We start from the raw sequence: 26604 nt of genomic DNA on the forward strand, positions 1-26604 counted from the left end.
GACGAAAACCTGCTCCGGCAGAACCGATTCCATTTCAACGCAAGAGGCTCTAGGCCTCAGAACAGGCCGCGGAAGAAGCCTTCGATCACGTTCCAGATCGATGACGCCTCGGCGATGATGAGCCTGATGTAGTAGCCATTGAGCAGGAACAGATCATACGCGATGAGCCCGGCCGCAACGAGGATAATGACCATTTGCCGCAAACGAATCTCCTCCCTTGGCGGCAGTCTGCACCATGCAGCCTGCAATTGCACCCCCATGCCGGGCACTTTCGAAACGCTATGCATTTGACAAACCGACGCAAACGCTGAAACTGGTGATGAACCGATAATGGCCCGCTCGATGCGCTTCACACTCCGACAGCTCGAATATTTCATTGCCGCCGGGGAGACGGGATCGATCACCCATGCCTCGGAGCGCATCAACATCTCGCAGCCTTCGATCTCCACCGCCATCTCGCAGCTCGAGCAGGAACTCGACACCCAGCTCTTCATCCGCCATCACGCCCAGGGCCTGTCACTGACGCCGGCCGGGAGGATCATGCTCATGGAGGCCAAGCGGCTGGTGGAGCAGGCGGAGTCGCTCTATGCGGCCGCGTCCGAGGCGAGCGAGGAGGTGCGCGGCCAGTTGAACGTCGGCTGCCTCACAACGCTCGCGCCTATGGTCCTGCCCGAACTCTCGATCTCCTTTATGTCGGCCTTCCCCAAGGCCTCGATCCGCCCACATGCCGATCACCAGGAGATGCTGCTCAACGGCCTGCACCGGGCGATGATCGACGTCGCCATCACCTACGACCTGCAAATCCCTGCGGATATCGAATTCACGCCGTTGGTAAATCTGCCGGTCCACGCGATCGTCGGCGAGAGCCATCCGCTGGCGCGTCACTCGGCGGTGACGCTGTCCGAACTCGCTGAACTACCGCTGATCCTGCTCGACCTGCCGCTGTCGGCGGAATATTTCACGGCGCTGTTCATGAAGGAGGGGCTGTCGCCGAACATCGCCTTTCGTTTCAGCCAGCCCGATATCATCCGCACCATGGTCGCCAATGGCTATGGCTATTCGCTGGCCAATGTCACGCCGCGCTCCGACACTGCGCTCGACGGCCGCAAAGTGGTGCGCGTGAGGCTATCGGGCGAAAACCGGCCGATGACGATCGGCTTTGCCACGCTCAAGCAACTCAAGAAGTCGCGGCTGCTCGCGGCCTTCGCCACACACGCGAAATCCTTCATTTCGGACGCCTATATTCCCGGCATGGTGGCACCCGCCATGGGCCAGAAGAAGCGCTGAAGCTAACGCTTGGTCTGATTAGGCAATGCCTAAGCCGATGCGCCGAAAATGCTTATTTTTCCGATGCGGGTTTGATGCTTTGCTACTGCAATCAAGAGCCGGCACGTCGCGCTTGAATTGTTTGCTGGCTGGGCTCATGATCGAAAAGACGGGAAAAGGCGCCGAAAGCGCAGGCATATAACGCCACTCAACCAGAGACAGGGAACGCTATGACAAAGACACTTTCGCGCCTTTTGAAAGCCACGCTTGCCGGCGGCGTTGCACTCGTTGCCGCGACCACAGCCGACGCCGGCACCATGAAGCTCGGCATGACCACCTGGGTCGGCTACGGGGCGCTCTTCCTCGCCCGCGACAAGGGCTTCTTCAAGGAGAACGGCCTCGACATCGATCTCCAGATCATCGAGGAGGCCTCGATCTACATGGCCGCGGTGGCTGCTGGCGAGCTCGACGGCAATGCCTCGACCATCGACGAGATCATGAAATACCGCTCGCCCGAATTCTGCTTCAAGGCGGTCTACGCCCTTGACGACAGTCACGGCGGTGACGGCGTCCTGGCGCCCGAAGGCGTAAAATCGCTTGCCGATCTCAAGGGCAAGGAAGTGGGGATGAACGAAGGTTCGGTTTCCCAGTTCTGGTTCAACATCCTGCTCAAGCAGGAAGGTCTTGCCGAATCCGATTTCAAGATCACCAACATGACCGCCGATGATGCCGCCGCCGCCTTCATGGCCGACCGCATCCCGGTCGCGGTGACCTGGGAGCCGCATCTCACCCTCGCCAAGAACGCCAAGAAGGGCCAGGTCCTGATCGACTCGACGAAGACGCCGGGCCTGATCGTCGATGTCGTGGCGCTCAATTGCTCCTACATCGAAAAAAACCCAAAGGACGTCGAGGCGCTGGTGAAGGGGCTCAACAAGGCCCATGAATTCATCCAGACCAACCAGAAGGAAGCCTACGAGGTCATGGCCAAGGGTGTCGGCGGCTGGCTCTCCAAGCCGGAGGATTTCACCGCATCGGCCGCAGGCGTGACCTTCTATGGCGCCGACCGCAACGCGGAATTCTTCAAGGATGGCAAGGACGGCGAATCCGGCAAGCTGGTGACGCTGGGCGGCGAGATCTGGGGCTCCTACAAGAAGCTGAAGATGGACGTCAAGTATGACGACCTGGTCGACACGACCTTCCTTGGCGCCAAGTAAGACCAGCGCATTCTTCCCAAATATCGGACGCGGATCCATGCCGCCCGCGTCCGGCCTCCCTTCTTGACGTCCCGGACTTCAGAAATGGCCGGGCACGAGGATCGCTGACGTGATGAGACAATCGCTGCTGAAGGATATCAGCACCCCCTTTCGCGCCATTCCCAAATGGGTCGCGATTCTGCTGTCGATCCTGATCTGGGTCTTGGTGATCGGCCTGTGGTTCGCGGTCACCTATTCGGGTTTCGTCCGCGAGATGTTCCTGCCGAAGCCCGACAAGGTGGTCGAAACCACGATCAGCATGGCCATGGACGGCTCGCTTTGGGAGCATGTCTTCTCCAGTGTCCAGGTGGTCCTGATCGGCTTCGTCATATCCAGCGTCGTCGCGGTGCCGCTCGGCTTGGTCATGGGCACCTACAAGATCGTCCAGAGCTTTCTCGATCCGCTGGTCAATTTCATCCGCTACCTGCCGGTCACATCGCTGGTGCCGCTCTCCATTCTCTGGATCGGCATCGGCATCGAGCAGCGCGTGGCGATCATCATCTTCGGCATCTTCTTCCAGCAACTGGTGATGATGGCGGATGCGGCGCGCTCGGTGCCACGCGATCTGGTCAATGCCGCCTATACGCTCGGCACCAGCCGGACCGAAACCGTCTTCCACATCGTCATGCCCGCCACGCTGCCGCAGGTGCTCGATATCCTGCGCGTCACCATGGGCTGGGCATGGACCTATCTCGTCGTTGCCGAACTTGTCGCCGCGCGCAGCGGGCTTGGCTATATCTCGCTGAAAGCCATGCGTGGCTTCCAGGTCGATGTGATCTTCATGGCGATCGCCCTGATCGGCATACTGGGTCTCCTGACAGACCAGATTTTCCGCCTGCTTCGCCGCTATGCCGCCCCCTGGGCAGTTTAATTAAAGGTTTGATGATGCTGATGGCCGTAACCGACCAGAGAAGTGCCGACATAGCCGTCGATCAGGTGACGCTCCGCTACGGCAAGGGCGATGGCTCGGTCCTGGCGCTGTCGGACATTTCGTTGCATGTCGCGAAAAACGAGTTCTGCGTGATCGTCGGCCCGTCCGGCTGCGGCAAGTCGAGCCTGCTCTACCTGATTGCAGGCCTCGAGGATCGCTCGGCCGGCGATATCCGCGTCGGCAATCGCACGATCATCGAGCCGGGTCCCGATCGCGGCATGGTGTTCCAGGCCTATACGCTGTTTCCATGGCTGACCGTGGCGCAGAATGTCGAATACGGCCCGAAGCGCAAGGGCATCCCCGCCGCAGAGCGCCGGCAGATCGTCGAATATTACCTCTCGGAGATCGGGCTCACCAAGTTCGCCGGCCATTATCCCTCGCAACTCTCGGGCGGCATGAAGCAGCGCGTGGCGATCGCCCGCGCAATGGCCAACGATCCCGAGGTGTTGCTGATGGACGAGCCCTTCGGCGCGCTCGACAGCCAGACCCGGCACACGATGCAGAAGCTGCTCCTGCGCGTATGGGAACACAGCAAGAAGACCGTGCTCTTCGTCACCCACGATATCGACGAGGCGATCCTGCTCGCCGACCGCGTGCTGGTCATGTCCGGCCGTCCCGGCGTGATCAAGAAGGAGATCGTGGTCGATTTCCCGCGTCCGCGCTCGATCGATATCGCGCTGGAGCCGGATTTCATCGCCCGCAAGCGCGAGATACTGGAACTGCTCCGCCACGACGAAGACGAGGAGCATTGAGCCACGCCATGGAAGACGCCGTGTTCGACTATATCGTGATCGGCGCGGGCTCGGCCGGCTGCGTGCTGGCCAACCGGCTCTCCGCCAACCCGGCGTATCGGGTCTGCCTGATCGAGGGCGGCGGCAGCGACAACGACATCCGCGTCAAGGTGCCGGCCGGCATCCTCGCGCTCTACGGCAACAAGCGTTTCGACTACGGCTATTACGGCACGCCGCAGCCGGAGATGAACAACCGCCGCCTGCCGGTCAATCGCGGCAAGGCGCTGGGCGGCTCGTCATCGATCAATTCGATGATCTATATCCGCGGCGCCAAAGAGGATTACGACGAATGGGCGAACCTCGGCTGCCCCGGCTGGTCCTACGCCGACGTGCTGCCGGTGTTCAAATCGCTCGAAAAGAACCTGCTCAATCAGGATGCCGATTACCACGGCTTCTCGGGCGAATTGCTTGTCGACAAGCCACGCGACCCGAACCCGCTCTCGAAAATCTGGGTCGAGGCGGGCAAGCAGATCGGCCTGCCCGAGAACACGGATTTCAATGCGAAGAGCCAGTTCGGCCTCGGCATCTACAATGTCACGCAGGATCGCGGCCAGCGTTTTTCCGCCTACACCGCTTTCGTCAAACCGATCCGCAACCGCTCTAACCTCACCGTGCTCACCGGTGCCGAAGTGTTGGATCTGGCCATGGACGAGCGCCGCATCACCGGCGTGCATATCATCAAAGACGGCGCGGCGCAGACGATCGCCTGCCAGGGCGAGGTGGTACTGAGTGCCGGCGCCATCGGTAGCCCACGCATCCTGCTGGCATCCGGCATCGGTTCAGCGGCATCGCTGCAAAAGCTCGGCATCCATTCGCGAGTCGATCTCCCGGGCGTCGGCCGGAACCTGCGCGATCATATCGACGGCATGATCACCGTGCGCTCGAAAAGCCGCGATACGCTGGGGCTCAGTTTTCCCAATGCCGCTGCGATCCTCGCCAGCCCCTTCCGTTATTTCGGCAAGCGGATGGGCATGCTGACCACCAACTATGTCGAGGCCGGCGGCTTTGCCCGCACGAAATATTCCAATGGCGTGCCGGATATCCAGTTCCATTTCGTGCCCGGCTATCGCAGCCATCGCGGCAAGCTGGTCGAATATGGCCACGGCTTTGCAGTCCACACCTGCGTGCTTCGGCCGAAAAGCATCGGCGAGATCACGCTGGCCGATGACGGCACGCGCAGAAACGTGTTGATTGACCACCGGTTTTTCACGGCGGAGGAGGATTGGCGGACCCTAGTCGAGGGCATCAAGATCGCCCGCTCGATTTTTGCCGCGCCTGCCTTCGCGCCGCTCGAGGGTGACGAAATCCTGCCCGGCCCCGGTGTGCAGACCGACGACGAGATCCTCGCCTATCTCCGCGCCGAGGCGCTCACCGTCTACCATCCCGTCGGCACTGTGAAGATGGGGACCGATGACATGGCGGTCGTCGATCCCATCTCGCTCAAGGTGCGCGACACGGAAAATCTCCGCGTCGCCGATGCGTCGGTCATGCCGACGCTCATCGGCGGCAACACCAGCGCGCCGTCGATGATGATCGGCGAAAAGTGCGCACGGGCGATGCTTCCCGCCTGAAAAGAACCGATTAGCTTTTCAGAGATTCCTGGCGTCGGCCTCGCCGAATTTTTCGGTCCGGCCACATGCCCTGCTGCAAGAACTCTTGCGAATTGCGTCCATCGCCTTTACCCATGAGCCGGTAATGCCCGAGGTGGAAAGAATGCAAGAAGGCGAGATCGAGATTCTGCACTGGCTGGCTGGCGCCGGTCTGCGGGGCGAAGAGCCGAACGAGATATTCTGGAGCTTCTGCGAGCGATGCAACAATATCGGCATCCCGGTCGCTTATGCCGTCGGGTTGATGGACACGCTGCATCCCGAGTTCGAGGGTCATGCCTTTGAGTGGAAGTCGGAAGACACCAAGGTCCGGCCGCTCCGAACCTATGCGTCCACGGAAGCCGGCCAGACGCGTGCGAACTGGGAAAACTCGGTCTTCAATTACCTGATGACATCGGGCGAGACGGAAGTACGCCGCGAGATCTGGAAGGGTGCGCCGCTCGATTTCTACAGGCTGCCGCAGCTCAGCGAAGAGGGCTATACCGACGTCGTCGCCCGCATCGAGCGGTTTACCCGCAAGGGCAGCATCGGGGCAATGGACTCCGTCTACATCATATGGGCGACGCGGGAGCCTGAAGGCTTCAGCGAGGAACACCTCGAGGTGCTGCGGCGGTTTTTGCCGACGCTTGCGCTGGCGCTCAAGAGCGTCGGCAGCATCCGGATCGTCAAGACGCTGGCACGTGTCTATCTCGGCCAGGATGCGGCGACCCGCGTCATCGATGGACAGGTCGCGCGCGGCCAGGCCGAGATGATCGATGCGGTGATCTGGCTGTCAGATCTCAAGAATTTCACCGCCATCACCGACGCCGCCCGCCCCGAACAGATCCTCCCACTGCTGAACGACTATGCGTCGGTCGTCATCAGCGCGCTGCACCGCAACGGCGGCAACGTGCTCAAGCTAATCGGCGACGGCGTGCTGGCGACCTTCAAGGGACCGGACGCCACGGCCGCCGCATCACGCGCACTGAAAACCGAACGCGAATTGCGCCGCGACTTCGAATATCTCAACCAGCGGCGCGCCGCGCGCGGCGAGCCCTGCACCGGCGTCTATGTCGGCCTGCACAAGGGGCAGATGTTCTATGGCAATGTCGGCAGCCGCAACCGGCTCGACTTCACCGTCGTCGGCCCCGCCGTCAACGAGGTCAGCCGCATCTGCACCATCTGCAAGACCACTGACAACGACGCACTTGTTTCAGCCGATTTCGCCGACGCCTGCGCGCCCGAAGCGCGCGAAAAGCTGGCGTCTCTGGGCCAGTTTTCGCTGCGGGGTGTGAGCGAGCCGATGGAGCTGTTTACGGTGGGGCGATGACGAAGGAAGATCATAACCATTGCAGGGTTTGCGGCTTCTATGACGAGGAACCGCAGTGGGGCAACGATGGAACATTGCCGACTTTCGAATTTTGTCCGTGTTGCGGTGTCCAGCACGGCTACCAAGATTGTTTGAAAGGCGGCGTGTTGCGTTACAGGTCAATTTGGCTGGCTGGTGGCGCCCGATGGTATCATGTCAGGCTCCAACCCGAGGGTTGGAAGCTGGATAATCAAATGATTGGCATCCCTGCAGAATTTGCAAACTGAACTTTACCGAGCGGATTCAGCCGCCAAACCCCGGATCCCGGTGAACTTCCTGTCCGCCCAGCAGCGTCAACATCACCTCCGTCTCCCCAATGTCGTACACATCGCACTCAAAAATATCGCGGTCGAGGACGATGATGTCGGCATATTTGCCCGGCGTCAGTGAACCGGTATCGGCCGAACGCCAGGCGGCCTCCGCCGCATGGATCGTGTAGCCCTTCACACATTCCTCGCGCGTCATCCGCTGCTCGGGCAGGAAGACCGGGTGGGTCTTCGGCCGGCCGGGCGGCTGGCGGGTGATCGCGGTCTCCATGATCTCGAACGGGTTGAGCGTCGATACACCCCAGTCTGACGACAGCGCATAGGGCGCGCCGGCATCGATCAGTGAGCGGAAGGCATACATCCACTTGCCGCGCTTTTCTCCGACCATCGGCAGCGCGACGTCGGTGACCGAGGGCTCGTGCCGGGCCCAGAGTGGCTGGATGTTTATCATCGCGCCAAGTTCGTGGAAGCGCGGAATGTCTGCGGGATCGATACATTGGACGTGGGCGATCTGGTGCAGGCTCGGCCATTTGCCATTGGCTTTGCGCGCCGCCTCCAGTCCGTCGAGCGCCGCGCGGCATGCATTGTCGCCGATCACGTGGATGTGGATCTGGAAGCGCGCCGCATCGAAGGCGGTGAACAGTTCGAGAATCTGGTCGTATTCGAACATCAGTGACGCGTTGCCGCCCAGTTCGTCCGAATAGGGCTCGATCATCGCGCCGGTGCGGTTTTCCATCACGCCGTCGAGGAAGAATTTCGCCGAATGGACCGTGAACATATCGCTCTGGTGGGCGGCGCGGAAGGCCCTGATCCGGGCGAGCGCTTCCTCGGTCGTGTCGGACGGCTCCACCAGCGCCGTGGCGCAAATGCGAACAGTCAGTTCGCCTGCCTTCTCCAGTCCGTCATAGACGCGGACATGGCGGTCGGCGACGCGCGCATCCAGGACGCCGGTTATGCCGTGGCGATTGGCGAGCGAGGCGGCATATTTGACTCCGAATGCGAAATCCGCATCGGTCGGCTGTGGCATGCGGGCATCGGCCCACTTGATCGCATCCTCGTGCAGCATGCCGGTCGGCACGCCGTTTTCATCCAGCACGAAATGCCCGTTCGGCGGATCGGCGAGGCCCTTCACCAGCCCGACATATTCGCAGGCGAGCGAATTCATGCAGGCATTGTGGCCGTCGGAGGCGAGGATGAAGCTTGGGCGATCCGGCACCGCGCGGTCCAGCACCTCGCGGGTCAGGTTATGGTCGGTGAAGATGCCGGTATACCAGCCGACGCCATCGACCCAGGGCCGGTCATGCGAGGCGGCGAAGGCGCGCATGATCTCGACCAGTTCGTCAATCGTCCGTGCCTCGTCCAGCGCGGCGTTCTGGCCGTATCCCTGTCCGGAATCCTGCAGGTGGATGTGTGTGTCCTGGAAACCGGGCAGGACGAGGCGCCCGCCGGCATCGATCACGCGCGTGCCGCTGCCCGCCAGCGCCTTGATCTTGGCCGTCGTACCGAGCGCGATGACGCGCCCACCAGTCGCTGCCAGCGCTTCGGCCTTCGGCGTCAGCGGGTCCATGGTCACGATATTGCCGTTGATGATGATGAGATCGGGGGAGGGCATGATGCTGCTTTCAGGATTTCAGGCGTGGGGATTATCGGCTTCGAGCGCGGGCCAGTCGTCGCACGGCACCATCTCGGCGGGGACGTTGACGTCCTTGGTCCAGCCGAAGATGCAGAAATAGGGGTTCGGGCCCGCTTTGAAGGCGTGCTGCTCCCATGGTTCGTTCCATTGCGGCTGGTGCGAGGAATGCCAGTTGAGCGGCTCACCGGCTTTGAACCGCCAGCCATGTGGCGCGGTCAGCGGCGCGTACATTTCGGGCGCCGCGTGCTTGTGGTCGCGATAGAGAATGTTGGGTCCGAAGCCGAACAGGCCGAGATCGAAATCCACCGCGCCGATCTGCCCGCCTTCGCCGATCAGCGAGGCCATCGTGTGGTTGTCGGCATAGACATCGCCGATCAGTTCGCGCGGATAGGGATCGTAGGCAAGCCATTCAAGATAGGGCATGGCCGCGCGGATCGCTGTGGCAAGCGGATGGTCGCCACTGGCGTCCATCCAGTCGAGAGCGGCATCGATATGCTCGACTTGTTTTATCCGCTTCGGTGCCACCTCACGGATAGGTCCGCCCTTCCAGCGGGCGATCCCGGCGTGGACGTCGGCTATGCCGGGCCCCTCGAACCGGCCGAGATAGGTCTCGATCTCGTCGATCAGATTGCGGATCGCGATTTCCCTGTTCATGCTCTCACTCATTTGCCGCTGTTGCCATGTGGATATCGCGCTCGCGGCGCCGCTCCGCCCGCATCATGATGATGCCGGCAATGCCGACACAGATGCCGACGATCATGATGACGATCGAGGCGAGCGCGTTGATATCCGGCGTTACCCCAAGCTTGACCTTCGACCAGATCAGGATCGGCAGCGTCGTGGCACCTGGGCCGGTGGTGAAGTTGGTGATCACCACATCGTCGAGCGAGATGGTGAAGGCGAGCAGCCAGCCGGACATGATCGCAGGCGCGATGATCGGCAGCGTCACGTCCTTGAGCACCTGCCAGGGCTTTGAGCCGAGGTCCATCGCGGCCTCCTCGATCGAGATATCCATGGAGGTGAGGCGCGATTGTACGATCGTCGTCACGAAGGTCAGCGAGAAGGTGATGTGGGCGATGGTGACCGTCGTGAAGCCGCGCTTGCTCGGCCAGCCGATATATTGACCCATCAGGATGAAGAGCATCAGCATGGAAATGCCGGTGATGACCTCCGGCATGATCAGCGGCGCGGTGACGAAACCGGAAAAGATCGTGCGGCCGCGAAAGCGCTTGAACCGGGCGAGCGCAATGCCGGCCATCGTGCCGAGGATGGTGGCGATCGTGGCACTGACCAGCGCGATCTCCAGCGACAGCAGCGCTGCGTTCATCACCTGCTTGTTGGCGAACAGCTTCCAGTACCACTCGGTCGAGAACCCGCCCCAGACGGTGGCCAGCCGCGACTTGTTGAACGAGAAGAAGATCATCGACAGGATCGGGATATAGAAAAACGCAAAGCCGACGAAGAGGCAGGTCTTCAGGAAATAATGCTTCTGGTTCATCACCCATTCTCCCGTCCGGCCTGCGCCTTGGCATCGAAATGGGTATAGGCCATCATCGGAATGACCAGCAGCAGCAGCAGTGCTACTGCCACCGCGGCGGCCATCGGCCAATCGCGCGCAGAGGAGAATTCGTCCGAAATCACCCGGCCGATCATCGGGTCATAGGCATTGCCGACCAGGCTCGGGATCACCAGTTCGCCGGAAGCCGGAATGAACACCAGCAGCCCGCCGGCGATGATGCCGGGGATCGAGAGCGGCAGCGTCACGTCGCGGAACACCTGGCTCGGCCGCGAGCCGAGATCCATGGCCGCTTCGTTGAGCGTGTTGTCGAGCTTTTCGAGATTGGCATAGAGCGGCAGGATCATGAAGGGCAGGTAGGTGTAGACCATGACCAGGATGACCGCGAAATTCGAGTTCATCATCGGGATCGAGGTCAATTCCCAGCTTTGCGGAACAAGCGTATTCCAGATCGCGGTCAGGCCCCTGTTGAACCAACTGTTGGAGCCCATCAGGCCCATCCAGGCATAAACCCTGAGCAGGAACGAGGTCCAGAACGGCAGGATGACGAGGATCAGCAGGAAGCTCCGCCAGCTGCGGCTGACACGGGTCAGCCCCAGCGCCATCGGATAGCCGACCAGCAGGCAGAGCGCCGTGGCGATCGCCGCATTGTAGACCGAGACGAAATAGGCCCTGATATAGAGCGTGTCGGTGAACAGGCGGCCGTAGCCCTGGAGGTAGATCCAAGGAAATTCCGGCTTGAAGATGAAGGGCGGCGAGACAGGCGCCGTTTTGCCGAGGCTGATCCATACGATGATCAGGAACGGAATGAAGAAGAAGATGGTGAGCCAGACATAGGGCGTGGCGATGATGACTTGGCGCCAGCCATTGCCGTTGAACCAGCGGGAGAGGGGGGAGCCGTGCGGGAGTTCGTCCATCAGCGTTGCGTCTCCATCAAGGAGGGGCGGGTGGCGCTACCCCCCTCTGTCCTGCCGGACATCTCCCCCTCAAGGGGGGAGATCGGATGGAGCGCGCTCATCGCTCCATCGAAACGGCGGTTTACCAGAATGCGACGTTGAGAGATGAGTTGGCGGGTAGCCACTTGCCGATCTCCCCCCTTGAGGGGGAGATGCCCGGCAGGGCAGAGGGGGGTACCACGAAGAACAAGCATGCCCATCACCCTCAATCCCTCAGCAGAATAACGGAGGAGGGCTCGAAGGAAAGCCAGACCCGGTCTTCCCACTGCGCCACGCGCTCGCTCTCGGCCGCGCGCCGCGAGTTCACATTGTTGACGGCGATCACCGTGCCGCTATCGAGCTTGATGCGGTAGAGCGAATCCTTGCCGAAATAGCCGAGGTCCTGAACCGTGCCCTGCACGGCATTGGCCCCGGCCAGAGGCTGGTCTCGGGTGATGTGGATCTTTTCCGGTCGCACCGCGACCTTGATCTTCTCGCCCTGGCGGATCGTCGAGCTTTGCGGCGCGGTGACGGTCGCGCCGAGCTTCGGCACCACCACGGATGCCGTGCCGTTCATCGACTGGACTTCGCCGTCGAACATGTTGATCGAGCCGATGAAACCCGCCACGAAGGCGCAGTTAGGATATTCGTAGACCTCAGTCGCCGAGCCGATCTGGCGCACTTCGCCCTTATCCATCACGGCGATGCGGGTTGCCAGCGTCATCGCCTCTTCCTGGTCATGGGTCACGACCACGAAGGTGATGCCTGTCTTGTCCTGGATATTGGCGATCTCGAACTGGGTATGCTCGCGCAGCTTCTTGTCGAGCGCACCGAGCGGCTCGTCGAGCAGCAGCACTTTGGGATGCTTGGCGAGCGAACGGGCAAGCGCCACCCGCTGGCGCTGGCCGCCGGAGAGCTGGTGCGGCTTGCGATGGCCGAGTTCGGAAAGCTGCACGAGATCAAGCATCTGCCTGACGCGATCCTTGCGCTCCGCTGCGCTCATCCTGTCATGCTTGAGGCCGTATCCCACATTCTTCTCGACGGTCATGTGCGGGAAGAGCGCATAGGACTGGAACATCATGTTGACCGGCCGCTCATAGGCCGGCACGCCGGTCATGTCCTTGCCGTCGATGAAGATCCGGCCAGATGTTGGCGTTTCGAAGCCGGCCAGCATCCTCAGAAGCGTGGTCTTGCCGCAACCGGAGCCGCCGAGCAGGGCGAACAGTTCGCCCTTGGCGATGTCGATCGACACATTCTTGACAGCGGGCAGGCCCGCAAAGGTTTTCGTGACATTCTCGATTTTCACGAAGGCCTTTGAATTGGCCTGCTCGTTGCTTTGAACCATGATGACCTCGATTGTGGATTCGTCTGACAGTGAAATGAAAGGCGGGCCTCAGCCCGACTTCACATCCGTCCAGACGCGGGTCAGCGCGCGTTCCTGTTCTTCCGTCTGGGCCTTGGTGACGAAGAGGCGGTTCATCGTCTCGGCATCCGGATAGACGGCCGGATTGTTGGCGACCGCCGGATCGAGGAAGGGCTTGGCCTTGGCGTTGGCGTTGGCATAGTTGGTGAAATTCGAGCACTTGGCGGCCACTTCGGGCTGCAGCATGTATTCGATGAACTTGTAGGCGTTGTCGACACTTGCGGAATCCGACGGGATGCACATCGTATCGACCCAGGCGGGAGAACCGGTCTTCGGCACGTAGTAGGCGAGGTTGATCTCCACGCCCGCTTCCTTGGCGCGCGTCTTGGCCGTGGCATAGTCGCCCGACCAGTTGTTGATGAGGCAGAGTTCCTTGTTGGGAATGGCGTTGAGATAGTTCGAATTGTCGAACGTCTTGATGTACTGGCGGATCGGCTTGAACACCTCCGCGGCAGCGCGGTAATCGGCCTCGGTCGCCGTATTGGGATCCTTGCCGATATATTTCAGCACCATGTACATGATGTCGGTCGGGCTATCGAGCACGGATATGCCGCAATCGGCGAGCTTCGCGGCATTCTCCGGCTTGAACAGAATGTCGAGCGATTGAAGGTCGGCGTTGGGCAGCCGCTCCTTGACCATGTCGAGGTTGAAGCTCAAGCCGACGGAGCCCCACATATACGGCGCCGCGTACTCATTGCCCGGGTCCCAGGTCTCCATGATCTTCAGGATGGCCGGATCGAGATTGGTCCAGCCCGGCAGCTTGGTCTTGTCCAGCTTGTGGTAGATTTTCGCCTTGATGAAGTTCGGAAGGCTCACCCCGGCCATGAAGACGACGTCGTAACCGGTTGAACCCGCAAGCATCTTGGCCTGCATTTCCTCGGCCGAGGAATAGTTGTCATAGGTCACCGCAATGCCGGAGGCATTCTGGAAATCCTCGATCGTCGTCTCGCCGATATAGTCCGCCCAGTTATAGACATTGAGCGTGCCTTCGGCGCGTGCGCGCCGGATAAAGGGTGCCGAAAGGGCCGTGGCGCCGATCAGGGTGAGTGCTGTGCGTCTGGTAATTTCAGTCATGGTCTCGACCTCTTCTCTTTCCTCTGGAGCTAGTTCTGTTCCATGCGATCGCGGATCCATGACTGGAACCGGTAGACATCGAATTCCTGCGGCATCAGCACGCCTTCGGTGAATTTCGAGGATTTGAGGCCGCGCTGGTTCATCTCGCAGGCGGCGCCGTCCTGGCTCATTACGAGCGTGGCGAAATCCACCACGTTGCCGAGGTCGAAATCGGGCTGTGCCAGCGTCTCGGCCGGGAACAGCCATTCGGCCTTGAGTTCGGTTCTCTCCGGCCCCAGCGGCTTGAGCGACACGGCTCTGATGTAATCGACATGGGCGACGATGAACATGGTCGGAACCAGGGTCACGAAGGTCTGGCCGGCATCGCGCTCGGCCTGGGTCAGCGTGGTGAATTCAGGGCCGCAGGCCAGCCCATTCATCGACCAGGTCATCGCGCCTTCGCGGAGCGCATGTTCGGCTTCCTGCTCCGGCGTCCAATCGGGCGCTTCGTTGGGTGCCATGTAGCCCTTGGAATAGATCGGCACGGCGGCCGAAAGTTCGGGATGGATGCCCGGACAATGCAGGCATTCATTGTAGTTTTCCCAGAAGACCTTCCAGTTGCAGTCGAGCGTCTTGGTAAATGTGTGGCCGGTGACGAGGCTCTCCGTCGGCCAGTTGTCGAGGGCGTGCGCGCCGAGATCAGGCACATCTGCGAAATCCGGCGGATCGTCAGCCAGGCAGAGGTAGATGAAGCCGTTCCACAGCTTCACATGCACCTTGAAGAGCGTGAAATCGTCCTTGTTGAAATCCGGCGTGATCGATACGAAAGGCGTGCGCACCAGCCTGCCGTCGAGCCCGTAACTACACTGGTGATAGGGACAGGCGATCAGCCGGGAATTCAGCTTGCGCGCCGGCTCGGCGCAAAGTTCGGAGCCGCGATGCCGGCAGGTATTGTGGAAGGCGGTGATCGCGCCTTCGCGGTCGCGGACCAGGATCAGGTTCTGCCCGGCGATCTCGACGCGGCGCATGGTCATCACAGGCAGGTCGTTGACGCGGCCCGCATAGACCCAGCTCCGCGCCCAGATCGTCTTCTGTTCCTCGGCGAACCAGTCGGCATCGTAGTAGGCGAGGGCCGGGAGCGAAGGCTCGCAATGAGGAAGAAGCGGGGATGCCGGGTGGGGGATCTGCATCTGGTTCATTGCGCGCTCCTCTCTCAACAGAATTCGTAGGAAGAGGACATCAGGAATTCGAGGCACTGGACGGGCCCCGAAAACAGCAACGGCACGACGGCGGCCGCAATCGCGGTCGGTCCACATGCATCCAGCATGATCCGGTTATCTCCCAATTGCCAGTTCCCTATCGCCCACTTTTGTGGGTCGCATCATCGTTGGCGCCTAGCTTTTTTCATTTTGACTGAACTGTCAATCAATAAATTTTGCCGCATGGGGTCGATTTTTTTGTTTTTTTCGTTCAGGATTTGATCGTCGAGTGAAAATGCAATGGGGCCAGGACTGCGCATGGAAGAGAGCAAACTTGCGGTTATCGAGCCGTCGCCCCGCAAGGCGAGCCGGGAATTCCGCCGTCAGCAGCTCATCGATGCGACGATCGCGACGCTTGCCCGGGTCGGCTTTTCCCGCACGACCCTGACCGAGGTGGCCGCGACCGCCGGCCTGTCGCACGGCCTCATCATCTTCCACTTCCAGACGAAGGAGAAGTTGCTCGCCGAGACGCTGCAATATATGGCGCGGGAGTACCGCGACAATTGGGTGGGGGCGCTTGCGACATGCCGCCAGACGCCTGCTGCGCGGATGGAGGCGTTGATCCGCGCCGATATCGACGACACGATCAGCGCGCCGGAACGGATGGCCGCGTGGTCTGCCCTCTGGGCAGAGGCGCAGAGCCGGCCGATCTATCAGGAGAATTGCGCCGAGTTCGACCTTGAGTACCTTCACGCCATGGAGAAACTCTGCGCTGAACTGACGGAGGAGGGCGGTTATCCATCGCTCCCCGAACACACGGCACGTGCGATCCGCGTCACGCTGAACGGCATGTGGTTCGATCTGATGACGATGACCGGACCCTATAGCCGCCAGGAATCGCTCGGCACCATGTTCAATATGCTCACGGCGTTCTATCCCCGGCACTTCGATCACCATGGCGCGATCGAATGCGGCCAGCGGGCTGCATCCTAGCTCTTTTGACGCCACGGGTTAGTGGACAATCAGTTCGGGGAAGCGTTGACCCAGTTCGCCCTCGGACGCGACCGACTCGGGCGGTGTTGTCAGAAGCACCGACAGCGGCGCCGTCGCGTCAAGGTGGTCTTCGGCATGCACGGACTGTCGGGTGCCGTCCTCGCGGATCAACACCGCTTCGGACTTGAAACCGCGAGCCACCAGCCAGTCGCGCGGCAGGCTGACTTCGATATGCACGCTGGTGCGCGCGCCGTCGTCGAGTGGCCTTGCAATGACGTGATAGGAGACCGGCGACACGGTGCCGCCGATATCGATCTCGCCTGTTCCATCGGCCTGGTTGATACTGGTCATGTCCTTGCTCCTCAGTTGCTGGTGGCTTGTTTGGGTAGTTCGGGCGTGACCCGCCAGACGATGTTGCCGACATCGTCGGCGACGAGCAGCGCGCCCGCCCGGTCGATGGCCACGCCAACCGGCCGGCCGCGCGCCTTGTCGTCGGGACCGATGAAACCGGTCAGGATATCGACGGGCCGGCCATCCGGCTTGCCCGCCTTGAAGGGCACGAAGATCACTTTGTAACCGCTGCGCGGAACCCGGTTCCACGAGCCATGCTGGCCGACGAAGGCGCCGTTCTTGTATTCGGGTGGAAACAGATCGCCCGTATTGAACGTCAGGCCGAGCGAGGCGGTATGCGGCCCGAGCGCGTAATCCGGCACGATGGCCTTGGCGACGAGATCAGGCTTCTGCGGCTCGATGCGCACATCGACATGCTGGCCGTAATAGCTATAGGGCCAGCCATAGAAGCCGCCGTCCTTCACCGAGGTCATATAGTCGGGCACGAGGTCGCTGCCGATCTCATCGCGCTCGTTGACCGCGACCCAGAGCGCTTTCGATTCCGGATTCCAGGTGATGCCGTTGGGATTGCGCAGCCCTGATGCGAAGAGCCGCGTCTTCTTCGCCGCGATGTCCACTTCAAGCACGGCTGCCCGGTTCTCCTCGTTCTTCATACCGTTCTCGCCGACATTGCTGTTGGAGCCGACGGTCACGTAAAGCTTGCTGCCATCAGGACTCGCGACGAGATCCTTGGTCCAGTGATGATTGATGGGCCCGGCCGGCAGGTCGACGATCTTCTCGCCAGCCGCCGATATCTTCGTGTCGCCGTCCTTATACGGGAAGGCCATGATCGCATCGGTATTGGCGACATAGAGCGTCCCTTTCGAAAGCGTCATGCCGAACGGCGAGTGGAGGTTTTCGAGGAAAACCTCCTGGGTCTCCGCGACCCCATCGCCATCGGCGTCGCGCAGAAGGGAGATGCGGTTGGCGCTGCCGGTCTGCGCGCCGGCTCGGCCCATCAGGAACTCCTCGGCAAGGCCTCTTATCGAAAAGCCGGTGTCTTCTTTCGCAGGCTTGTTCGTCTCGGCAACAAGCACATCTCCATTCGGCAGGACGAGCAGCGTGCGCGGGTGGTCTAGTCCCTTGGCGAAGGCCACGACCTTCATGCCGTTTGCGACAACAGGCGTCTCGCCCTCGGGCCAGCTTGATGCTTCGGCTATATTCACCGTCGGGAAAACGGTTGCATTCGGCGGCGGTAGCTTGGGCTCCGTGCCGTATCCATCCTCTGCATTCAGCGTCGCCGACTCCCGGTCGAAATAATAGACGGCGGCTACCGCGCCGACGGCGATCAGGATGACGACGAGGATCGAAACGAGGAATCGCCGAAGCATTGCGCACCCTTTTGCATGTTTGATGACGCGACGGAAACGAGCCTGCGCGAATTTGGTTGCATGGCTGGCGCTTACGGCGCAAGCCTCTGGAACATTTTCGCAGGCGCGAACGTTACCGTGGGCAGAACCCAGCGGGCGAGAACAACAATAATGAATGTCCATTCTCAAAGAACGGAGCCCTCGGACTCCGTCAAGACCATTATCGATTCCTCGTCGCCGATCAGAAGCGATTTCCAGACCGCTGACGAACTCGCAGCGCTCGGGCGCAACCTTGCGGTCACCAAATCGGCCGAACTCGTCGGTTTCTCGGAGTTCCGCTTCCCGCACCGGCTGAACGAGAACGAGCGCGCCATCCTCGAAAACTACAGCGCGATCGCCGATGCCTCGCGCCGCAAGCAGATGATCACACCCGCCGCCGAATGGCTGCTCGATCATCATCATACGGTCAAGGAGAACTTTCGTCAGGTAAGGCGCGATCTGCCGGTGAAGTTCTTCCGCCAATTGCCCGATATGCAGATGACCGCCGGCATGCGGCTGCCGCGCATGTTCGCACTGACCTGGGATTACGTCGCTCATACGGACAGCACATTCACGCCGGATTCGCTGACCTCCATCGTCGAGGGCTTCCAGGAGATTGAGACGCTGACGATCGGCGAGATATGGGCCATTCCCGCGATCCTGCGCTATGTGCTTCTGGAAAACCTCCGTCGCCTCTCGGATCGCGTCGATGTTTCCCGCCGCATGCGCGACGAGGCCAACCGGTTCGCCGATTTCCTCGCTTCGAACCGGGAGAATACCGATCCAGGTCGCGCATTCCGAGAGCAAGAAAAATTCACCACCGACAACAGCTTCACCGCCCAGCTTCTCTATCGCCTGCGCGAGGATTCGGCCTCCGCCGCGGAGGCGCTCACTTGGCTCGAGGAGCAGCTTGAGGCGCGCGGCATCGATGCCGAGGAAGCCATTGTCCTCGAGCATAGCCGGATCTCGACCGGCAACCTCACGGTCGGCAATATCATCCGCAGCCTCAAGCGGATCGATGATTTCGACTGGACCCAATGGTTCGAGGAGATTTCCAAGGTCGACGTCGCACTCCGGGAAGCCTCGGATTTCGCGACGCTGGATGCACGGACCCGCAATCATTATCGCACCGCGATCGAACGGGTCGCGCGCCGTTCGCCGAAATCGGAAATGGAAGTCGCTCAACTGGCCCTCGAAATGTCGGTGGGTGCCAAATCCGGCGACCCGCGCACCGACAATGTCGGCTACTACCTCGCCGACAAGGGCGCCGCAGAACTGAAGCAGGCCGTTGGCTACAAAGCGCCGCTTTCGGAACGCATCGAGCATGTCGTTAGAATAGCCGGTTTGGCCTCGCTGGTCGTCCCCAGCCTGGTGCTGACCTGCATTGTCATCGCGCTGGCGTGGTGGTTCCTGGCGACCACTCCGCTTGCTGCCATCGGCATCATGATGCTCTTGCTCGCCTTCGCTCTGCCGGCACTCGAAGCCGCATCCGCACTCTACCGCTCCATCGTCTTCGCCACCGTTCCGCCGTCCCATCTGCCGGGCTTCGAGTTCAAGTCGGGCGTGCCCGAAACCGCCCGCACATTGGTCGTCATCCCCTGCCTGTTTTCGAACCGCGATAGCGTCGATGGGCTCGCGCGCAATATCGAGGTTCACTACCTCGCCAATCCCGACCGGGAGATATTCTTCGCGCTTCTCGCCGACTGGGCCGACAGCCCGGTGGAGGAGAGTGCCGAGGATCGCGACTTGCTGACTTTCGCGGAAGCCGAGATCGACCGGCTCGCTGCGAAATACGCTTCGGCCGGGCCGCGCCGATTCTTCCTGCTTCACCGCCGCCGGCTCTACAATCCCTCGGAAGGCGTGTGGATGGGCTGGGAGCGCAAGCGCGGCAAGCTGCATGAACTCAACCTGCTCATCCGAGGCGATCACGACACGACGTTTCTTCCGCCATCCGCGCCGTTGCCCGAGAATATCCAGTATGTATTGACGCTCGATTCCGATACGCGGCTGCCGCGCGATTCCGCCCGTATGCTGATCGGCAAGATGGCCCACCCGCTCAACGCGCCGGTGATCGATTCCGAGAGCCGCCGCGTGACCGATGGATATGCCATCCTCCAGCCGCGCATCACGCCATCGCTGACGACGGGCGACGAGGCCTCCGTGTTCCAGCGCATCTTCTCGCGCGACCGGGGGCTCGACCCTTACGTCTTTGCGGTGTCCGACATCTATCAGGACCTGTTCGGCGAAGGCTCTTTCACCGGCAAGGGCCTCTATCATGTCGATGCATTCCAGGCCGCACTGGAGGGCCGGATCGAGGAAAATACCGTCCTCAGCCATGACCTGCTCGAGGGTTCGTTTGCCCGCAGCGGGCTGGTCACCGATCTTGCCTTCATCGAGGATTTCCCGGTTCGTTATGAAGTCGAGGCTTCGCGCCAGCATCGCTGGGCGCGTGGCGATTGGCAGTTGCTGCCCTATATCTTCGGCGGCAAGGCGAATGTGACTGCGCTGTCGCGGTTCAAGATGCTGGACAATCTGCGCCGTTCGCTGATGCCAGGCACATGGATCGTGGCGTCGCTGCTCGGCTGGTGTCTGCTGGGACCGGCCCCTGCGGCGCTCTGGCAGATGATCCTGATAGCAGCACTCTTCGTGGGGCCGGTGATTTCGCTCTTCACTGGCGTGGTGCCGCGCCAGGTCGGAGTCTCGCCCGAAAGCCATGCCCGGGCGCTGATCAACGATGTCATCGACCTGATGGCGCAGATGGGGCTGTCCATCGCCTTCATGGCCCACAATGCCGGATTGATGGTGGATGCCATTGTCCGCACCCTGCATCGCATGTTCGTGAGCCGTGCGAAATTGCTCGAATGGCGAACTGCCCAGCAGGTGCTGAGCGAGGGAGCGGGCGGCATCGTCTATTATTACAGGCAGATGTGGGCATCGCCGCTGATTGCCGTCGCGTCCATGCTTCTCGTCTTCGCCGTCAATCCGGCCGATGCGGTGATCGCGTCCGTCTTCGGCCTGATCTGGCTTGTGGCGCCTGCTCTCGCATGGTGGACGAGCCAGACGCTGGAAAACGAGGATTGCCTCGACGTTTCGGATGCCGATGCCGCGACGCTGCGCACGATCGGGCGCCGGACCTGGCGCTTCTTCGAGACTTTCGTGACAGCTGAACACAATTTCCTGCCACCGGATAATTTCCAGGAATTGCCGGTGCCGCTTGTGGCGGCTCGTACCTCGCCGACCAATATCGGCCTCTATATGCTGTCCAGCATCACCGCCCGCGACATGGGCTGGATCAGCTTCTTCGATTGCGTTGGTCGGCTCGAACAGACCATTTCGACGGTCGAGAGGATGGAGAAGTTCAAGGGCCATATCTACAATTGGTACGACACGAACGACCTGCACGTGATGCATCCGCATTATGTCTCGACGGTCGATAGCGGCAATCTTGCCGGCCACCTGATCGTCGTGTCCTCTACCCTCAAGGACTGGTCGGCGGCGCTGGCCGTCCACCTAATTGGAGACATAAGGGGCATCGGCGACACTGCGCGCGTGTTCAGGGCGACGCTGGCGACAGTCCCGGACGATCGCCGCAGCATCCGCCCCTTGAGGCGTCGTCTTGAAGAACGGCTGGAAGGCTTCGAAAAGACACTGCAAGCTTATCTCGGCGAGCCGCAATTCGCCCCGGTCCGCACGATCGGGCTCTCTGTGGTCGCAAGCGAGATTCTGGGCTTTGCCCACGACCTCGATCGAGAGATCGGCAGTGATGGCACGAAGCTTCTCGTCGAATGGGCCGATCGCCTGCACAGGAATTGCGAGGCGCATTTCGCCGACGCGGTCTTCGACCGCGAGGGACAGGACGAGGTGCGCGCGCGACTCGACAGTCTCGGCGAACGGGCGAGGGCGCTCGCCTTCAACATGGATTTTGGTTTCCTGCTCAACAAGGAACGTCGCCTGCTTTCGATCGGCTATCGCGGCGAGGAGGGCAAGCTCGACGAATCCTGCTACGATCTGCTGGCATCGGAAGCGCGCCTCACCAGCCTGTTCGCTATCGCCAAGGGCGATATCGCCAGCGAGCACTGGTTCCGCCTCGGCCGTCCCGTCACCACGATCGGCGGCCGGGCAACGCTCGTTTCCTGGTCGGGCTCGATGTTCGAATATCTGATGCCGCCGGTGGTGATGCACGAGCGTCAGGGCGGCATCCTCAACCAGTCCGACAACCTCTCTATCGAACGCCAGATCGCCTACGGCAAGTCACTCGGCATCCCCTGGGGAGTCTCGGAATCGGCCTATCATGCCCGCGACCGGGAACTGAACTACCAGTATCACAATTTCGGCGTGCCCGGCCTCGGTCTGAAGCGTGATCTCGGCAACAATGTCGTCATCGCGCCCTATGCGAGCCTGCTGGCCAGCCAGTTCAAGCCGCGCGAGGCGGTCGCCAATATGGCCAAGCTTGACGCGATCGGGGCGCTCGGCGTCTATGGCTATTACGACGCCATCGACTTCACAGAAGCACGTTTGCCGGAGGGCAAGGATTACGCGGTGGTGCACAATTACATGGCCCATCACCAGGGCATGTCGATCACCGCGATCGGCAACGCCGTGCTGAACGGCCGCCTGCGTGACCGCTTCCACAGCGATCCTGTCATCGAAGCCGCCGAACTGCTGCTTCAGGAAAAGGCGCCGCGCGAGGCTGTCCCGATCCGCACACCAGATGCCGGCGAACCGATTTCGGACGCGTCCGATCTGATGACGGTCCAGAAATACCGGATGATCGAAGATCCGATGCAGGCGCGTCGCTCGGTCAACGTGCTGTCGAACGGTCATTACTCCGTGATGGTGACCGCGACCGGTTCGGGATATTCGATGTGGAACGGCCAGGCCGTGACTCGCTGGCGCCCCGACCCGAGCATCGACGACTGGGGTTCGCACATATTCCTCCGTGATGTCCGTTCGGGCGAATGGTGGTCGGCCGCACCCGGGCCGAAATCCGTCGAGGGCGAGGAGGCCATCACCGTCTTCGCCGACGAGAAGGCGGAGTTCAGCAAGGTTGTCGGCACAATCAAATCCAAGCTCGAAGTCATCGTCGGTACCGAGGCGGATGCCGAGGGGCGCCGGATCACCATCATCAATTCAGGCACGACCGACCGCCATATCGAGATCACGTCCTATGGCGAATTCGTGCTTTCGCCACCGGATAACGATGTGGCTCATCCGGTGTTCTCCAAGATGTTCCTCAAGACCGAGATCGGTGAAAGCGGTGATGTCATCTATGCCCGGCGCAACAAGCGCAGCCACGACGAGCCGGATATCGAGGTCGCGCATCTGATCGCCGGCTCGACAAGCCGCTCGCCGGTTCAGGCCGAGACCGACCGCCGCGCCTTCATCGGCCGGGGCCGGGATATCGGCAGCGCGCGCGCCTTCGACAAGGATGCCAAGCTCGAAGCGCATCAGGGCTTCACGCTCGATCCGATCTTCGCGCTCCGCAAGACCATCCGCGTGCCGGCGGGCAAGGAAGCCAACCTCGTCTTCTGGACGATCGCGGCACCCAACCGCACCGAACTCGAGGCACAGGTAGCACGCTACCGGCATGCCGAGAATTTCGAACATGAGGCCCGGCTCGCCTGGACGCGCACCCAGGTACAGATACGCCATCTCGATATGACGCATGCCGAAGCGCTGCTCTTCCAGCGCATCGCTTCCTTCCTGATCTATCCCGACACACGGCTGCGGCAGATCCTGACGCCGGGCAATGTCGTCAGCGCCCAGCAATCGGCGCTCTGGCCGATGTCGATCTCGGGCGACTTCCCGATCTTTGCGCTGAGGATCGACGACGAGGCGGATCTGGCGATCATCCAGAAAGCGTTTCGGATGCAGGAATATCTCCGCTCGCGGGGCATTATTTCCGATCTCGTGATCATCAACGAGCGCGCTGCTTCCTATGCGCAGAGCGTTCAGCACGCCATCGACTTCATGTGCGAAAATGCCCGCCGGCGCGGCTTGTCGTCGGGGCCGGCGCAGCATATTTTCTCGGTGCGCCGCGACCTGATGGAGCCCGAAACCTACCAGGCGCTGATCAGTGCGGCCCGCATCATGCTCCACACCCGCAACGGCGCGATCTCCGAGCAGATCGACCGGCTCGAAAAGCTGGCCCACGAGGAGCAGGCGGCAGCGTCGAGCGTCGCTCCGGCTGAGGACAGAAAGTTCGCCGAACATTTGGCACGCCGGGCCGTGGTGCCTGCAAACCAGAGTCCCGCGGTGGTCGAAGGTGGGGATCTCCTGTTCTGGAACGGCTATGGCGGCTTCGATCCGCATAGCCGCGATTATGTAGTCAGGCTCCGGGGCGGGGAGGCGACGCCGCATCCCTGGATCAACGTCATCTCCAATGGAACATTCGGCTTTCACATCTCGGCGGAAGGTGCGGCCTTCACCTGGAGCTCGAATTCGCGCGACTACCAGCTGACGCCCTGGACCAACGACACGGTCGTCAATCGGCCCGGCGAGGCCTTTTACATCAGGGATCTCCCCGCGAGAAAGACGTTCTCGCCCTTCGCGGCCATCGGCCGGGATCCCGCAGCTCTCTACGAAGTACGTCATGCTCCTGGTTGTTCGACGTTCAGGACGGAGAGCGAGGGTCTGCAGATCGAGATGACCCAGATCGTCGCCGACAACGATCCGGCAAAGCTGTTACGCCTTCGGATTACCAACAAGAACGGCAATGCCAGGACGCTGCGCATCTATGCCTATGCCGAATGGGTGCTCGGCAACAATCGTGCCCGGACGGCGCCCTATCTCCGCAACTGGCATGAGGCTGGTGTCAACGCGCTGATGGCGCAAAACCCGTTCTCGATCGACAACAACACGCGGACCGCCTTCCTGGCGGCCAGCCGTCCTCTGCAATCCTACACCGTGGCACGCGGCGAATTTCTCGACGGCAATTCGGATACGTTTGCGCCCTCGGCAGTGGAGGTGGGGCTTACCCTTTCGAATTCCGCGGAGAGCGGCGGCGATCCATGCGCGGCCATCGCAATCGATCTCACCATCCCCGAGGGCGAGACATCGGAGACGCTCTTCCTTGTCGGCGATGTCGATACCTCGGAACTGGCAGTGCCCCTGATCGAGCGGCTCATGGCCGTCGGCTTCGAGACGGAGCTGGAAAAGACCAAGGCGCAGTGGGAGGACTTCCTCGGAACGCTGCAAGTCTCGACGCCCGACCCGGCTTTCGACCGCATGGTCAATACCTGGTTGCCCTACCAGAACCTCGCTTGCCGCATCCGTGCCCGCAGCGCCTTCTATCAGGCCTCCGGCGCCTTCGGTTTCCGCGACCAGCTGCAGGATACCCTGGCCTTGATGCTGCAGGATCCGGGGCTCGCCCGGGCGCAGATCATCAACGCAGCCAGCCGACAGTTCACCGAGGGCGATGTCCAGCATTGGTGGCTGCCCAAGTCAGGCGCAGGGGTCCGCACGCTGATCTCGGACGACGTCGTTTGGCTCGGCTATGCCACGGCCTACTATCTGTCGGTAACCGGTGACGCTTCCCTGCTTGACGAGAAGATCGGCTTCCTCAAGGGCGAGCCGCTTGGCGAAAAGCACGAATCCTTCTTCCCGCCGGAGAAATCCGACGAGACCGCGACGCTCTACGACCATTGCGTCCGGGCGCTCGATCTCGCCATCCAGCGCACCGGGGCGAACGGCCTGCCGCTCATCCTCGGCGGCGACTGGAACGACGGCATGAACCGGGTCGGCATCGAAGGCAGGGGCGAGAGCACATGGCTCGGCTGGTTCCTGATGCTGGCGCTGGAGAAGATGATCCCAATCGCCGAATCCCGCAAGGACAAGGCACATGCCAAGGCTTGGACAGCCCATCGCGAAAAGCTGAAGGCTTCAATCGAAGCCAATGCCTGGGACGGCGAATGGTACCGGCGCGGCTATTTCGACGATGGTTCACCGCTCGGCTCGAAGGACAGCGACGAATGCCGCATCGATTCCATCGCCCAGTCGTGGAGCGTGATCTCGGGCGCCGGCGACCCGGCGCGCGCCAATCAGGCCATGGACAGCGTCTCGTCGAAGCTGATCGATGTAGAAGGCAAGATCATCCGGCTCTTCACCCCGCCCTTCGAGCATTCCGACAAGGACCCCGGCTATATCAAGAGCTATCCGCCCGGCGTGCGCGAGAATGGCGGCCAATATACCCATGCCGCGATCTGGACCGCCTATGCGCTGGCAAAGATGGGCCGCGCCGACGATGCCTACAAGGCGTTCTCGATGCTCAACCCGGTCAATCACGCACTGTCCAAAGAGGATGCGGACATCTACCGCGTCGAGCCCTATGTCGTTGCCGCCGACATCTATGGTGCCGCCGACCGCACCGGCCGGGGCGGCTGGACCTGGTACACCGGTTCGGCCGGCTGGCTCTATCGCACGGCGGTCGAGGCTATCCTAGGCATCCGCCGCGAGGGCCCTCGCATACGGATCGAGCCGGTCCTGCCCTCCGCCTGGCCGGGCTTCGAGGCCGTGCTGGTGCTGGATAGCGTGCGCTACGAGATCATGGTGACGCGGGACGGATCGGAAAAGCTGGCCGTCGCCGTCAACGGAGAGGTGTCACCCGACGGAACGTTTGCGCTCGCATCAGTCAAAGCGTCGTAGGCGAACAG

At 61.5% G+C, this 26604-nt stretch carries 18 protein-coding genes; 8 read left to right on the top strand and 10 right to left on the bottom strand.

The window, feature by feature from the left end; translation table 11 throughout:
- Positions 1 to 56: 56 nt before the first annotated feature.
- Positions 57 to 194: a hypothetical protein gene (locus IHQ71_RS07560; protein WP_258161332.1), complete on the bottom strand. Its 138-nt coding sequence runs from the start codon at positions 192 to 194 to the stop codon at positions 57 to 59.
- 148 nt (positions 195 to 342) lie between these two features.
- Between IHQ71_RS07560 and IHQ71_RS07565 the strand changes: the two genes are divergently transcribed.
- The 6 genes from IHQ71_RS07565 to IHQ71_RS07590 all read left to right on the top strand — a co-directional run bounded on the left by IHQ71_RS07565 (position 343) and on the right by IHQ71_RS07590 (position 7157).
- Positions 343 to 1287, top strand: a complete 945-nt coding sequence (locus tag IHQ71_RS07565) for a LysR family transcriptional regulator (protein ID WP_258162769.1) — start codon at positions 343 to 345, stop codon at positions 1285 to 1287.
- A 209-nt stretch (positions 1288 to 1496) separates the two neighbouring features.
- Positions 1497 to 2480, top strand: coding sequence for an ABC transporter substrate-binding protein (locus IHQ71_RS07570; protein WP_258161333.1), 984 nt, complete (start codon positions 1497 to 1499; stop codon positions 2478 to 2480).
- Positions 2481 to 2592: 112 nt separating this feature from the next.
- A complete protein-coding gene (locus IHQ71_RS07575) occupies positions 2593 to 3390 on the top strand; it encodes an ABC transporter permease (RefSeq protein ID WP_258162770.1) in 798 nt (265 codons plus the stop codon).
- 20 nt (positions 3391 to 3410) lie between these two features.
- Positions 3411 to 4202 carry an ABC transporter ATP-binding protein gene (locus tag IHQ71_RS07580; RefSeq protein ID WP_258161334.1) on the top strand — a complete coding sequence of 264 codons (792 nt, stop codon included), beginning with the start codon at positions 3411 to 3413 and terminating at the stop codon, positions 4200 to 4202.
- A gap of 8 nt (positions 4203 to 4210) precedes the next feature.
- Positions 4211 to 5812, top strand: a complete 1602-nt coding sequence (locus IHQ71_RS07585) for a GMC family oxidoreductase (protein WP_258161335.1) — start codon at positions 4211 to 4213, stop codon at positions 5810 to 5812.
- 142 nt (positions 5813 to 5954) lie between these two features.
- The gene (locus tag IHQ71_RS07590; protein WP_258161336.1) at positions 5955 to 7157 is read left to right on the top strand and encodes an adenylate/guanylate cyclase domain-containing protein; all 1203 of its coding nucleotides are present in this window, start codon (positions 5955 to 5957) and stop codon (positions 7155 to 7157) included.
- Positions 7158 to 7439: 282 nt separating this feature from the next.
- On the opposite strand, the gene IHQ71_RS07595 is transcribed toward IHQ71_RS07590, so the two are convergent.
- From IHQ71_RS07595 to IHQ71_RS07625, 7 genes are all read right to left on the bottom strand, one after another.
- Positions 7440 to 9074, bottom strand: coding sequence for an amidohydrolase (locus IHQ71_RS07595; protein WP_258161337.1), 1635 nt, complete (start codon positions 9072 to 9074; stop codon positions 7440 to 7442).
- A gap of 18 nt (positions 9075 to 9092) precedes the next feature.
- Complete coding sequence (locus IHQ71_RS07600) at positions 9093 to 9749, bottom strand: dimethylsulfoniopropionate lyase (protein WP_258161338.1); 657 nt, start codon at positions 9747 to 9749, stop codon at positions 9093 to 9095.
- Positions 9750 to 9753: 4 nt separating this feature from the next.
- Entirely contained in the window at positions 9754 to 10593 is an 840-nt protein-coding gene (locus IHQ71_RS07605; protein ID WP_258161339.1) for an ABC transporter permease subunit, read from the bottom strand.
- Positions 10593 to 11528 (bottom strand): ABC transporter permease, encoded by a 936-nt coding sequence (locus IHQ71_RS07610; RefSeq protein ID WP_258161340.1) that lies wholly within the window; start codon positions 11526 to 11528, stop codon positions 10593 to 10595. The genes IHQ71_RS07605 and IHQ71_RS07610 overlap by 1 nt, the downstream gene beginning before the upstream one ends.
- A 244-nt stretch (positions 11529 to 11772) precedes the next feature.
- On the bottom strand, positions 11773 to 12891 hold the full coding sequence (locus IHQ71_RS07615) for an ABC transporter ATP-binding protein (RefSeq protein WP_258161341.1): 1119 nt from the start codon (positions 12889 to 12891) through the stop codon (positions 11773 to 11775).
- Between the two features lie 48 nt (positions 12892 to 12939).
- Positions 12940 to 14043, bottom strand: coding sequence for a polyamine ABC transporter substrate-binding protein (locus tag IHQ71_RS07620; protein ID WP_258161342.1), 1104 nt, complete (start codon positions 14041 to 14043; stop codon positions 12940 to 12942).
- Between the two features lie 29 nt (positions 14044 to 14072).
- On the bottom strand, positions 14073 to 15221 hold the full coding sequence (locus tag IHQ71_RS07625) for an aromatic ring-hydroxylating dioxygenase subunit alpha (protein WP_258161343.1): 1149 nt from the start codon (positions 15219 to 15221) through the stop codon (positions 14073 to 14075).
- Positions 15222 to 15539: 318 nt separating this feature from the next.
- Between IHQ71_RS07625 and IHQ71_RS07630 the strand changes: the two genes are divergently transcribed.
- Positions 15540 to 16214, top strand: a complete 675-nt coding sequence (locus tag IHQ71_RS07630) for a TetR/AcrR family transcriptional regulator (RefSeq protein WP_258161344.1) — start codon at positions 15540 to 15542, stop codon at positions 16212 to 16214.
- Between the two features lie 18 nt (positions 16215 to 16232).
- Here the strand turns inward: IHQ71_RS07630 and IHQ71_RS07635 are convergent, their stop codons facing one another.
- Both IHQ71_RS07635 and IHQ71_RS07640 read right to left on the bottom strand, forming a co-directional pair.
- Positions 16233 to 16565 carry a hypothetical protein gene (locus IHQ71_RS07635; RefSeq protein WP_258161345.1) on the bottom strand — a complete coding sequence of 111 codons (333 nt, stop codon included), beginning with the start codon at positions 16563 to 16565 and terminating at the stop codon, positions 16233 to 16235.
- An 11-nt stretch (positions 16566 to 16576) separates the two neighbouring features.
- The gene (locus IHQ71_RS07640; protein WP_258161346.1) at positions 16577 to 17935 is read right to left on the bottom strand and encodes a PQQ-dependent sugar dehydrogenase; all 1359 of its coding nucleotides are present in this window, start codon (positions 17933 to 17935) and stop codon (positions 16577 to 16579) included.
- Positions 17936 to 18085: 150 nt separating this feature from the next.
- On the opposite strand from IHQ71_RS07640, the gene IHQ71_RS07645 reads away from it, so the two are divergent.
- The gene (locus tag IHQ71_RS07645; protein WP_258161347.1) at positions 18086 to 26596 is read left to right on the top strand and encodes a GH36-type glycosyl hydrolase domain-containing protein; all 8511 of its coding nucleotides are present in this window, start codon (positions 18086 to 18088) and stop codon (positions 26594 to 26596) included.
- Positions 26597 to 26604 lie beyond the last annotated feature (8 nt).

Origin of the sequence: Rhizobium sp. TH2 (genome assembly GCF_024707525.1) — a bacterium.
GTDB lineage: Bacteria > Pseudomonadota > Alphaproteobacteria > Rhizobiales > Rhizobiaceae > Rhizobium_E.

Bases quoted from the DNA above. Each gene is read 5' to 3' on its own strand.
- IHQ71_RS07560 (WP_258161332.1), bottom strand. From the start codon at position 194: ATGGTCATTATCCTCGTTGCGGCCGGGCTCATCGCGTATGATCTGTTC.
- IHQ71_RS07565 (WP_258162769.1), top strand. From the start codon at position 343: ATGCGCTTCACACTCCGACAGCTCGAATATTTCATTGCCGCCGGGGAG.
- IHQ71_RS07570 (WP_258161333.1), top strand. From the start codon at position 1,497: ATGACAAAGACACTTTCGCGCCTTTTGAAAGCCACGCTTGCCGGCGGC.
- IHQ71_RS07575 (WP_258162770.1), top strand. From the start codon at position 2,593: ATGAGACAATCGCTGCTGAAGGATATCAGCACCCCCTTTCGCGCCATT.
- IHQ71_RS07580 (WP_258161334.1), top strand. From the start codon at position 3,411: ATGGCCGTAACCGACCAGAGAAGTGCCGACATAGCCGTCGATCAGGTG.
- IHQ71_RS07585 (WP_258161335.1), top strand. From the start codon at position 4,211: ATGGAAGACGCCGTGTTCGACTATATCGTGATCGGCGCGGGCTCGGCC.
- IHQ71_RS07590 (WP_258161336.1), top strand. From the start codon at position 5,955: ATGCAAGAAGGCGAGATCGAGATTCTGCACTGGCTGGCTGGCGCCGGT.
- IHQ71_RS07595 (WP_258161337.1), bottom strand. From the start codon at position 9,074: ATGCCCTCCCCCGATCTCATCATCATCAACGGCAATATCGTGACCATG.
- IHQ71_RS07600 (WP_258161338.1), bottom strand. From the start codon at position 9,749: ATGAACAGGGAAATCGCGATCCGCAATCTGATCGACGAGATCGAGACC.
- IHQ71_RS07605 (WP_258161339.1), bottom strand. From the start codon at position 10,593: ATGAACCAGAAGCATTATTTCCTGAAGACCTGCCTCTTCGTCGGCTTT.
- IHQ71_RS07610 (WP_258161340.1), bottom strand. From the start codon at position 11,528: ATGGACGAACTCCCGCACGGCTCCCCCCTCTCCCGCTGGTTCAACGGC.
- IHQ71_RS07615 (WP_258161341.1), bottom strand. From the start codon at position 12,891: ATGGTTCAAAGCAACGAGCAGGCCAATTCAAAGGCCTTCGTGAAAATC.
- IHQ71_RS07620 (WP_258161342.1), bottom strand. From the start codon at position 14,043: ATGACTGAAATTACCAGACGCACAGCACTCACCCTGATCGGCGCCACG.
- IHQ71_RS07625 (WP_258161343.1), bottom strand. From the start codon at position 15,221: ATGAACCAGATGCAGATCCCCCACCCGGCATCCCCGCTTCTTCCTCAT.
- IHQ71_RS07630 (WP_258161344.1), top strand. From the start codon at position 15,540: ATGGAAGAGAGCAAACTTGCGGTTATCGAGCCGTCGCCCCGCAAGGCG.
- IHQ71_RS07635 (WP_258161345.1), bottom strand. From the start codon at position 16,565: ATGACCAGTATCAACCAGGCCGATGGAACAGGCGAGATCGATATCGGC.
- IHQ71_RS07640 (WP_258161346.1), bottom strand. From the start codon at position 17,935: ATGCTTCGGCGATTCCTCGTTTCGATCCTCGTCGTCATCCTGATCGCC.
- IHQ71_RS07645 (WP_258161347.1), top strand. From the start codon at position 18,086: ATGAATGTCCATTCTCAAAGAACGGAGCCCTCGGACTCCGTCAAGACC.